Here is a 10,029-nt window from a genome sequence, read left to right on the forward strand (position 1 = left end):
ACAAGCGGCAAGAAAAAGCGCGCCACCTCTCGCTTGCAGCTTGCAGCTTGCAGCTTGCAGCTGTCAGGCGTCTACCAGAATCGAAGTGCCGGTCATTTCGGCAGGCTTTTCCAGCCCCAGCAGCTTCAACATGGTCGGCGCAACATCGGCCAGCACGCCGCCATCACGCACTTTCACGTTGCGCTTGCCGACGTAGATGAACGGCACCGGCTCGGTGGTGTGTGCGGTGTGGGCCTGGCCGGTGGACTCGTCTTCCATCTGCTCGACGTTCCCGTGGTCGGCGGTGATCAGCGCTTCGCCACCGACCTTGTCCAGCGCCTCGACAATGCGGCCAACGCAGTTGTCCAGCGCTTCGACAGCCTTGACTGCCGCTTCGAACACGCCGGTGTGGCCGACCATGTCACCGTTGGCGTAGTTGACCACGATCACGTCGAAGCGCTGTTGCTCGATGGCTTCGACAATGCGGTCGGTCACTTGCGGTGCGCTCATTTCCGGCTGCAGGTCGTAGGTGGCGACCTTCGGCGATGGGATCAGGATGCGCTCTTCGCCTTCGAATGGCTCTTCGCGGCCACCGGAGAAGAAGAAGGTGACGTGGGCGTATTTTTCGGTTTCGGCGATACGCAGTTGGGTCTTGCCGTGCTTTGCCAGGTACTCGCCCAGTACATTGTTCAGGCTGGACGGGGCAAAGGCAGCGGGTGCCGGGATTTTCGCCGAATACTGGGTCAGGCCGATGTAGGCCGCCATTTTTGGCAGGCGTGCACGGGCGAATTCGGTGAAATCGGGCTCGACGAAGGCGCGCGACAACTCGCGAGCGCGGTCGGCGCGGAAGTTCATGAAGATCACGGCATCGCCGTCTTCGACCTTGACTGCTGCGCCAATGCGCGTGGCCTTGACGAACTCGTCGCTCTCGTCACGGGCGTAGGCCGCTTGCAGGCCTGCCACGGCGGTGTCAGCGGTGTATTCGGCGCTGCTGTCGACGATCAGGTTATAGGCGGCGCTGACGCGGTCCCAGCGGTTGTCGCGGTCCATGGCGTAGTAGCGGCCGATCAGGCTGGCGATGCGGCCTTTGCCCAGCTTGGCGAAGGTGGCGTCGAGCAGCTCGATGGACGACTGCGCGCTACGTGGCGGGGTGTCACGGCCATCGAGGAAGGCGTGCAGATAGATTTTTTCCGCGCCGCGCTGCGCGGCCAGTTCGGCCATGGCAACGATGTGGTCCTGGTGGCTGTGCACGCCACCATCGGACAGCAGGCCAAGGATGTGCACGGCCTTGCCGGCACCGGCAGCCTTGTCCACCGCACCGGTGAGCACCGGGTTTTGGAAGAACTCACCGTCGCGGATGGCCTTGGTCACCCGGGTGAAGTCCTGATAGACGACGCGGCCCGCGCCCAGGTTCATGTGACCGACTTCGGAGTTGCCCATCTGCCCGTCCGGCAGGCCGACATCCATGCCCGAGCCGGAAATGAGGCCATGCGGCTGGCTGGCGCGCAGGCGGTCGTAGACCGGCGTGTTAGCGGCGTAGATGGCGTTGTATTCAGGGCTTTCGCTGTGGCCGAAGCCATCCAGGATGATCAGGACCAGGGGTTTGGGCGTACTCGTCATCAATCAAACTCACGGTTGTTCAAAGATGATAAAGAAACGCATTTTAGGGCAAATACGCCACGTGCGGCGAATAATCGTCCCATCCCCCGACCGGCGCGCGTGCGCTGGCAACATGAAGCTGGTCTGGTGGCCGGCCCGTCGGGCTTTGGTGGTACCAAGGTGCTGTGTATACTGGCCGGCATTTTCAATCGCCTGGAACACCGCTGATGGTTGCTCACCTGATTCAATTCGCGACAGATCACTACATCCTGGTTGCGATCTTCTTCATTCTGCTGGCCCTGCTGCTCATCAATGAAATCCGCCGTGGCGGGCAGAGCCTGAGCAACGGTCAGCTGACTGCCCTGGTCAATGCCGACAAGGCGCTGGTGATCGATATCCGCCCGGCCAAGGAGTACTCCGCCGGTCACATCGTGGGTGCGGTGAACATTCCGCAGGACAAGCTGGCCAACCGCATGGCCGAGCTGGACAAGCACAAAGAGAAGACCCTGATCGTCGTCGACGCGATGGGCCAGCAGTCCGGCAGCATTTGCCGCGATCTGCTCAAGGCCGGTTACAACGCCGCCAAGCTGAGCGGTGGCGTTTCCAGCTGGAAAGCCGATAACCTGCCCCTGGTGAAGTGATATGAAGCCCGTCATCGTTTATTCCAGCGACTACTGCCCCTACTGCATGCGTGCCAAGTACCTGCTCGAGAGCAAGGGCGTGGCATTCGAGGAAATCAAGGTCGACGGCAAACCGCAACTGCGCGCCGAGATGGCCCAGAAAGCCGGCCGCACGTCGGTGCCGCAGATCTGGATCGGCAGTACCCATGTCGGTGGATGCGATGACCTCTATGCCCTGGAACGCGCCGGCAAGCTCGACGCGTTGCTGGCGGCCTGATTTGCACTGCATTCGAAAACATTAGGATAAGGATCTGCCATGACTGACCAACAGACCAACGGCGCTGCTGCTGAAGACAACAGCCCTCAGTTCTCCCTGCAGCGCATCTATGTGCGCGACCTGTCGTTCGAGGCCCCGAAAAGCCCGCAGATCTTCCGTCAGACCTGGGAGCCGAGCGTTGCCCTGGACCTGAACACCAAGCAAAAGGCCCTGGAAGGCGACTTCCATGAGGTGGTGCTGACCCTGTCGGTCACCGTGAAGAACGGCGACGAAGTCGCGTTCATCGCTGAGGTGCAGCAGGCGGGTATCTTCCTCATCGCCAACCTCGATGCTGCTTCGATGAGCCACACGCTGGGTGCGTTCTGCCCGAACATCCTGTTCCCGTATGCCCGCGAGACCCTGGACAGCCTGGTAACCCGTGGTTCGTTCCCGGCGCTGATGCTGTCGCCGGTCAACTTCGACGCCCTGTACGCGCAAGAAATGCAGCGTATGCAGGAAGCCGGCGAAGCGCCAACCGTTCAGTAACTGCTGCCGGTATCGGAAAAGCGCCTTTAGGGGCGCTTTTTTGTTGGCTGTGTGGGAAGCCGCACGTGGTCCCTGTGGGAGCCGGCTTGCCGGCGATAGGGCCAGTGCAGGCTTACACATCAGCTCCCGGCAAACCCGTTCTGCCGCCAGGCCTCATACACCGTCACCGCCACCGTGTTGGACAGGTTCAGGCTGCGGCAGCCTGGGCGCATGGGCAGGCGCAGGCGTTGCTCGGCGGGCAGGCTGTCGAGGACTTCTGCCGGCAGCCCGCGGCTCTCCGGCCCGAACAGGAACGCGTCACCCGGCTGGTACGCGACCTCGTGGAACGAGTGCGAGCCTTTGGTGGTAAAGGCGAACAGCCGTGGGTTGCCCAGGCTTTCCAGGCATTCGGCCAGGCTCTGGTGGCGCTTGAGCGTGGCATACTCGTGGTAATCCAGCCCCGCGCGGCGCAGGCGCTTGTCATCCAGTTCGAAGCTGATGGGTTCGATCAGGTGCAGGTGGCAGCCGCTGTTGGCGCACAGGCGAATGATATTGCCGGTATTCGGCGGAATTTCTGGTTGAAAAAGGATGACGTGAAACATGCACGGCTCCAAGCAAGAGGATGACGGGCATTCTACCCCCGAACCGGATGTGCGTTCGAAGGCGTTGCCGCGCATGCTGCTGTCGCTGGCGATCGTCGGGGTAATGGTGGGGCTGATGATCGGCCGCCTGACCGCCCCTGTAGAGCGCCAGTTGCAGCAGGTAGAGGTGTTGTCGAATGGGCTGGCGCTGTGGTTCAACGAAGAACCCAAGCTGCATGCCGAGAACGTCCAAGGCACGGTGGCTGTGCTGTTCCAGGCCCAGGGCACGGCCCGGCAGGGCCAATTGAGCCTGAACGGCAAACCGGTAAGCTGGCGGCTGCAGAACAGCCAGGAGGGGTTGTTGCTGACGGTGGTGGCCGCGCGCCCCCTGCACGGCCAATGGGCCGGTGCAGAAGACGCTGGGCGCTGGCGGCTGCAGGTGAGCCTGCAGGAATAAAAGAGGCGATATCCCGGCCTGCCTGTACCAGGGTCCCCAAAAGGGCTACGGCGTACTGCGTGTAAAGGGGGGATGGCCCGGCCTGCCTGTACCGAGGTCCCCAAAAACGGCGGTGTTGCTAATAAAAGAGGGGTTCACCCGGCCTGCCTGTACCAGGGCCCCCGAAACTGGGTATGTATTAGCTATTGCAGGGGGCGTGCCAATTTTGCAAAACCCGGAAATACTGGGCTTTGAGGGGGATTCGGCCGGTTTTTGAGGGGGTTTGTGCCTTGGCGAGGTGCAGCGGGCACAGGAACGGTGCATCGGAAGGCTGAAACAGCTGGGGCCGCTTTGCGGCCTTGTCGCGGCACAAGGCCGCTTACAATGGGCGGGGGTGGCCGGCAGTCCTGCGGAGCCGGGCCGGCATCATCAATCGATGTAGGAGCGGGTTCACCCGCGAATACGGTAGTACCGGCAATGCACAATGCCTGGCAGAAACTGGCCCGCAGGCCCGGCCCTTTCGCGGGTGAACCCGCTCCTACAGGTAACCCATCAGCCCGGAGGCACAGATGGTCCGTGTAGGAGCGGCCTTGTGTCGCGAAAGGGCTGCGCAGCAGCCCCAAAGATCTCGAGGGTTAACCTAGCGCTCAGTGCTCGTCACCTTCCTCGTCATCGCCACCCGCCACATTCATCCCCAGTTCCTTGATCTTGCGGGTCAGGGTGTTGCGGCCCCAGCCCAGCAACAGCGCCGCATCGCGGCGCCGGCCGGCGGTGTGCTTGAGGGCGGTCTCGATCATGATCCGCTCAAAGCTTGGCACCGCGCTGTCCAGCAGGTTGGATTGCCCACGCGCCAGTGCCTGGTCAGCCCACTGGCGCAGCGCCTGCTCCCAGTTGGTCACGGGGGCAGCGTCCTGGGGCAGGTTCAGCAACTCCGGCGGCAAGTCACCAATCAGTACCTCGCGGCTGGAGGCCATGACGGTGATCCAGCGGCAGGTGTTCTCCATCTGCCGCACGTTGCCCGGCCATGGCAGGTTGCGGATGAACTCCTCGGTTTCCGGCTTGAGCACCTTCGGCTCGACCGCCAGCTCTTGAGCGGCACGGGCAAGGAAATGGCGGGCGAGTGCGGGGATGTCTTCGCGCCGGTCAGCCAACCTCGGGATATGGATGCGAATCACGTTCAGGCGGTGGAACAAGTCTTCGCGGAACTTGCCAGCCTGCACCAGTGACTCGAGGTTCTGGTGAGTAGCGGCGATGATACGCACGTCTACCTTGACCGGCACGTGGCCGCCGACCCGGTAGAACTCGCCATCTGCCAGCACCCGCAGCAGGCGGGTCTGGGTTTCGGCGGGCATGTCGCCGATCTCGTCGAGGAACAGGGTGCCCCCATCTGCCTGCTCGAAGCGCCCCCGGCGCAGGTTGGCGGCGCCAGTGAAAGCGCCTTTTTCGTGGCCGAACAGCTCGGACTCCATCAGGTCCTTGGGGATGGCGGCCATGTTCAGGGCAATGAACGGTGCCGCTGCACGCGGGCTGTGGCGGTGCAGGGCGTGGGCTACCAGTTCTTTGCCGGTACCGGACTCGCCATTGATCAGCACGGTGATGTTGGAGTGGCTGAGGCGGCCAATGGCGCGGAACACCTCCTGCATCGCCGGGGCTTCACCGATGATCTCCGGTGTGCGCGCCAGGCTTTGTGGCACGTCCAGCCCTTGCTGCTCCTGGGCGTGCTGGTTGGCCCGCTTGACCAGCGAAACCGCCTCGTCCACGTCGAACGGCTTGGGCAGGTACTCGAAAGCGCCGCCTTGGTACGATGCCACGGCGCTGTCCAGGTCGGAATGGGCGGTCATGATGATGACCGGCAGGCGTGGGTGCTGCTCGCGAATCTGCGCCAGCAGGTCGAGGCCGCTGGCCCCCGGCATGCGGATGTCGGAAATGATCACGTCCGGCTGCTGGCGGGCCAGGCGGCCCATGACACCGTCTGCGCTATCGAAGCTCTGGGTGGTCATGCCTTCCTGTTGCAGGGCTTTTTCCAGGACCCAGCGGATGGAGCGATCATCGTCGACGATCCATACGGTTTCACTTCGGCTCATGAGGCGGTGGCTCCTTGTTCCAGAGGCAGGTAGATCGAGAAGGCGGTATGGCCAGCGTGGCTTTCACACTCGATCAGGCCCTGGTGCTGGCTGATGATGTTCTGGGTAATGGCCAGGCCGAGCCCGGTACCGTCCGGGCGACCGCTGACCATGGGATAGAAGAGGGTGTCTTGCAGTTCCAGCGGGATGCCCGGGCCGTTGTCGATGATCTCCACCCGGGCCACCAGGCGATGGCGCACGTGGCCGATGGTGAACTGGCGCAAGGCGCGGCTGCGCAAGGTGATGCGGCCCAGGCGCAGTTCGTTCTGCGAACTGATCGCCTGCATGGCGTTGCGCACGATATTGAGCACGGCCTGGATCATCTGTTCGCGGTCGATCAGGACATCCGGCAGGCTTGGGTCGTAGTCGCGCACCAATGTGATGCAGCCCTGGCTTTCGGCTTCGACCAGGCTGCAGACCCGCTCCAGTACTTCATGGATGTTGGTCATGGCCAGCGAGGGCAGCTTGTTCGAGCCCAGCATGCGGTCGACCAGGTTGCGCAGGCGGTCGGCCTCTTCGATGATCACATTGGTGTAGTCGCGCAGGCCGTCCTCGGGCAGCTCGCGGGCCAGCAGCTGGGCGGCGCCGCGGATGCCCCCGAGGGGGTTCTTGATTTCGTGAGCCAGGCCCCGCACCAGCATCTTGGTGGTTTCCTGTTTGCTCAGTTGCGCCTCTTCCTTGGTGATGCGCAGCAGCCGGTCGCGCGGATGCACCTCCAGCAGCAGCAGGGTCTGGCCCTGGTGCAGGATTGGCGTTACCGCATAGTCGACCGTGATCGTCTGCCCGGTCAGGGACGTCAGTTGTGCTTCGCGTTTGGTAAACGGGTGCGCCTGTTCCACCGCCTGGCGCAACGAGCTGAGCGCCTCGGTCGATTCAGTGAACAGTTCGCTGATGAACTGCCCGTGACTGCGCTGGCCACTGACCGCCAGCAACATTTCTGCAGCTGGGTTCATGTATTCCAGGCGCAGCTCACCGTTGAGCAATAGCGTGGCGGTGGTCAGGTTGTCCAGAAGCAGACGGTGCTGTGCATCGCTGATGGTCATAAGGCGTCGTTGACCTCTTTTGGCGCTTGTCTGGCAGGGTGCAGCCAGAACCCGGGGCGCAGTGAATCCGCTGATTCCAGTTTCAGTGCATAAAATGCAAGAAACAAACCAAAGCTCCGAAAAGAAGCGGAATTGTCCGATCAGCACCCGAAATCGCGCAGATTCGCACCAGAATGTTCTGGTTTAACGTTTCTTGTGACCTTTTTTGGGGTGCATTCCAGGGCGTCGCCCGCAAGAATGCACCAATAAGGAGCATAGAGCTTTCAGGATTTATCGCACAGTTGACCGGTGGCGCGAACCAAAGCCTGGTGCAGTGGTTGGGGCGCGGACCGGCCGGCCAGTTCCTTGGCCAGCCGTGTGCTGCAGCCCGCCGCGGGCTCACGGTCGAAGGCTGCCAGCCTTTGCAGGAGTGTGCCCTGCAGGTCATCCAGTTGCGGGCGGATGTCTGTCTGCAAGTCGCGGCGTTGCGTGTGCGGCGCCGCGCCCTCGCGGTGCCAGTCGGACAGCAGGGTGTATTGCAGCAACTTGTTGGCTTCCATCTGGTCGGCGAAAAACGCCTCGGCGCGTTGTGGTGCCAGGCCGTGGCCAGGTGCGGCAGCACGGACATTGGCCAGCACCTGTTGCTCGCGCAGCGTTGCCTGCACGGGCTGGCCAGTGTCCCACTTGTGCAGCGCCACGGCTTCAGCCAGGGCCAGGCGACGTTCGATGTTGTCGAGCAGCGCGGACAGCGCCGTATCCGGCGGGGCTTCTGCAGTGCAACCGGTCAGGGCCAATACAGCCACTGCGGCGAAGGGGAAATGACGCATGACAGACCTCCAGAGCATAGGGTGAAGGCCCGAGTGTGGCGGTGTTGGCTGATCCTCGGGGGTAGGACGCTTCCGAAAATAGTGACGGCAGAAACGAAAACGGCCTCCCGAGGGAGGCCGTTTGATCAGCTCACCGGCGCCGGGCGCCGATCAGATCAGCAGCTGTAGTACAGCTCGTATTCCAGCGGGTGCACGAAGGTGCGGACCTTGATTTCTTCTTCGCTCTTGAGCTCGATGAAGGCATCGATGAAGTCGTCGGAGAACACGCCGCCCTTGGTCAGGAACGCACGGCCTTTATCCAGCTCTTCCAGAGCTTCTTTCAGGCTGCCGCACACTTGCGGGATGTTCTTGGCTTCTTCTGGCGGCAGGTCGTACAGGTTCTTGTCGGCCGCGTCGCCTGGGTGGATCTTGTTCTGGATACCGTCCAGGCCAGCCATCAGCAGCGCTGCGAAGGCCAGGTACGGGTTGGCCGATGGGTCCGGGAAGCGGGCTTCGATACGGCGGGCTTTAGGGCTGCCAACGTAAGGAATACGGATCGAAGCGGAACGGTTGCGCGCCGAGTAGGCCAGCATCACCGGGGCTTCGAAACCTGGAACCAGACGCTTGTACGAGTTGGTCGACGGGTTGGTGAAGCCGTTCAGGGCCTTACCGTGCTTGATGATACCGCCGATGAAGTACAGGGCGGTGTCGGACAGGCCGGCATAGCCTTCGCCGGAGAAGGTGTTCTTGCCGTCTTTCCAGATCGACATGTGCACGTGCATGCCCGAACCGTTGTCGCCGTACAGTGGCTTCGGCATGAAGGTAGCGGTACGGCCGTAGGCGTCGGCAACGTTGTGCACAACGTACTTCAGCGCCTGGACTTCGTCAGCCTTCTTCACCAGGGTGTTGAACTTGACACCGATTTCGTTCTGGCCGGCAGTTGCCACTTCGTGGTGGTGAACTTCGACGGTCTGGCCCATTTCTTCCAGTGCGTTGCACATGGCAGTACGGATTTCGTGGTCGTGGTCGAACGGCGGAACTGGGAAGTAGCCGCCTTTCACGCCTGGGCGGTGGCCTTTGTTGCCGCCTTCCACGTCAGCGCCGGTCATCCACGAGCCTTGCTCGGAGAAGATCTTGAACATCGAGCCGGAGATGTCCGACTGGAACTTGACTTCGTCGAAGATGAAGAACTCTGGCTCCGGGCCGGCGAAGACAGTGTCACCGATGCCGGTGCTCTTCAGGTACTCTTCGGCACGCTTGGCGATGGCACGTGGGTCGCGGTCGTAGCCCTGCATGCTCGACGGGTCGACGATGTCGCAGGTGATGATCAGGGTTGGTTCTTCGGTGAACGGGTCCAGAACGGCGGTTTCGTCAACCGGCATCAGGATCATGTCGGAAGCTTCGATGCCTTTCCAGCCAGCGATGGAGGAACCGTCGAACATCTTGCCGACTTCGAAGAAGTCTTCGTCCAGCGCATCGCGCGCCGGCATGGTCACGTGGTGCTGAGTACCTTTGGTGTCCGTGAAACGCAGATCAATCCACTTGACGTCATGATCTTTGATGAGTTGAACCGACTTCGACATGTTGTCCTCCGGATGGTCTAGAGCGCGGTGGGCCGCTGCCCTGGAAAAAGGGTGTTGCCGGGCGCGGATAGTCGGCCAAGCTTACCTGCCTCACAAGGGAGCAAATTGCATGCCAGTGCCCGAAAATGGCGAGCGCGGGATAAAAGGGGGCGTTTGCGGGCATTTTGCGGGGGGCTGGGCTTGGAATGTGCACTTTTTAGATGCGGATTTTGGTATTGGTGCACCGGCATGGTGCACGACCTGGAGGGTGTGCTTTCTTTGAGGGCTTCATCGCCTGTGAGATCGAGCGCCGCACCGGCACACCGCGAATTACCCATTTCCTGCAGGTAGAGGAATACCCGCTGGGTGACTCCTGTACGATATCGTGCGCCAACGCCTTGGCGCAAGCACCATTATCGCCACCTGCTGGCCGGCAAGCACTTCGCCGTGCGCTGCAAGCTCGGTGGTAACCATGCCTTCACCTCGATGGACGTCGACCGTTACGTCATCATCCAGCTGC

At 62.1% G+C, this 10,029-nt stretch carries 10 protein-coding genes and 1 pseudogene; 5 read left to right on the forward strand and 6 right to left on the reverse strand.

Annotation, left to right across the window (positions count from 1 at the left end; genetic code table 11):
• Positions 1-63 precede the first annotated feature (63 nt).
• The gene (gene gpmM / locus GYA94_RS09385; RefSeq protein WP_054905876.1) at positions 64-1,599 is read right to left on the reverse strand and encodes a 2,3-bisphosphoglycerate-independent phosphoglycerate mutase; all 1,536 of its coding nucleotides are present in this window, start codon (positions 1,597-1,599) and stop codon (positions 64-66) included.
• Positions 1,600-1,805: 206 nt separating this feature from the next.
• On the opposite strand from gpmM, the gene GYA94_RS09390 reads away from it, so the two are divergent.
• The 3 genes from GYA94_RS09390 to secB are packed head-to-tail and all read left to right on the forward strand — an operon-like array spanning position 1,806 to position 3,000.
• Positions 1,806-2,219 carry a rhodanese-like domain-containing protein gene (locus GYA94_RS09390; RefSeq protein WP_009684998.1) on the forward strand — a complete coding sequence of 138 codons (414 nt, stop codon included), beginning with the start codon at positions 1,806-1,808 and terminating at the stop codon, positions 2,217-2,219.
• Between the two features lies 1 nt (position 2,220).
• Positions 2,221-2,475: a glutaredoxin 3 gene (gene grxC, locus GYA94_RS09395; RefSeq protein ID WP_029886544.1), complete on the forward strand. Its 255-nt coding sequence runs from the start codon at positions 2,221-2,223 to the stop codon at positions 2,473-2,475.
• Between the two features lie 39 nt (positions 2,476-2,514).
• Positions 2,515-3,000 (forward strand): protein-export chaperone SecB, encoded by a 486-nt coding sequence (gene secB / locus GYA94_RS09400; protein ID WP_009685000.1) that lies wholly within the window; start codon positions 2,515-2,517, stop codon positions 2,998-3,000.
• A gap of 119 nt (positions 3,001-3,119) precedes the next feature.
• Here secB and trmL read toward each other — a convergent pair whose 3' ends face one another.
• A complete protein-coding gene (gene trmL, locus GYA94_RS09405) occupies positions 3,120-3,581 on the reverse strand; it encodes a tRNA (uridine(34)/cytosine(34)/5-carboxymethylaminomethyluridine(34)-2'-O)-methyltransferase TrmL (RefSeq protein WP_054913836.1) in 462 nt (153 codons plus the stop codon).
• On the opposite strand from trmL, the gene GYA94_RS09410 reads away from it, so the two are divergent.
• Positions 3,580-4,017, forward strand: coding sequence for a hypothetical protein (locus GYA94_RS09410; RefSeq protein ID WP_009685002.1), 438 nt, complete (start codon positions 3,580-3,582; stop codon positions 4,015-4,017). The genes trmL and GYA94_RS09410 overlap by 2 nt on opposite strands.
• Before the next feature lie 626 nt (positions 4,018-4,643).
• Here GYA94_RS09410 and ntrC read toward each other — a convergent pair.
• From ntrC to glnA, 4 genes are all read right to left on the reverse strand, one after another.
• A complete protein-coding gene (gene ntrC, locus GYA94_RS09415; protein ID WP_009685003.1) occupies positions 4,644-6,080 on the reverse strand; it encodes a nitrogen regulation protein NR(I) in 1,437 nt (478 codons plus the stop codon).
• Positions 6,077-7,162, reverse strand: coding sequence for a nitrogen regulation protein NR(II) (gene glnL, locus GYA94_RS09420; protein WP_009685004.1), 1,086 nt, complete (start codon positions 7,160-7,162; stop codon positions 6,077-6,079). The genes ntrC and glnL overlap by 4 nt, the downstream gene beginning before the upstream one ends.
• Before the next feature lie 263 nt (positions 7,163-7,425).
• Positions 7,426-7,968: a chorismate mutase gene (locus GYA94_RS09425; RefSeq protein ID WP_110677594.1), complete on the reverse strand. Its 543-nt coding sequence runs from the start codon at positions 7,966-7,968 to the stop codon at positions 7,426-7,428.
• Positions 7,969-8,123: 155 nt separating this feature from the next.
• Positions 8,124-9,530: a type I glutamate--ammonia ligase gene (gene glnA, locus GYA94_RS09430; RefSeq protein ID WP_009685006.1), complete on the reverse strand. Its 1,407-nt coding sequence runs from the start codon at positions 9,528-9,530 to the stop codon at positions 8,124-8,126.
• Between the two features lie 281 nt (positions 9,531-9,811).
• Between glnA and GYA94_RS09435 the strand changes: the two are divergent.
• Positions 9,812-10,029 (forward strand): annotated as a pseudogene (locus tag GYA94_RS09435) (tRNA uracil 4-sulfurtransferase ThiI); the annotation flags it as partial.

This window comes from Pseudomonas juntendi (assembly GCF_009932375.1).
GTDB lineage: Bacteria > Pseudomonadota > Gammaproteobacteria > Pseudomonadales > Pseudomonadaceae > Aquipseudomonas > Aquipseudomonas juntendi.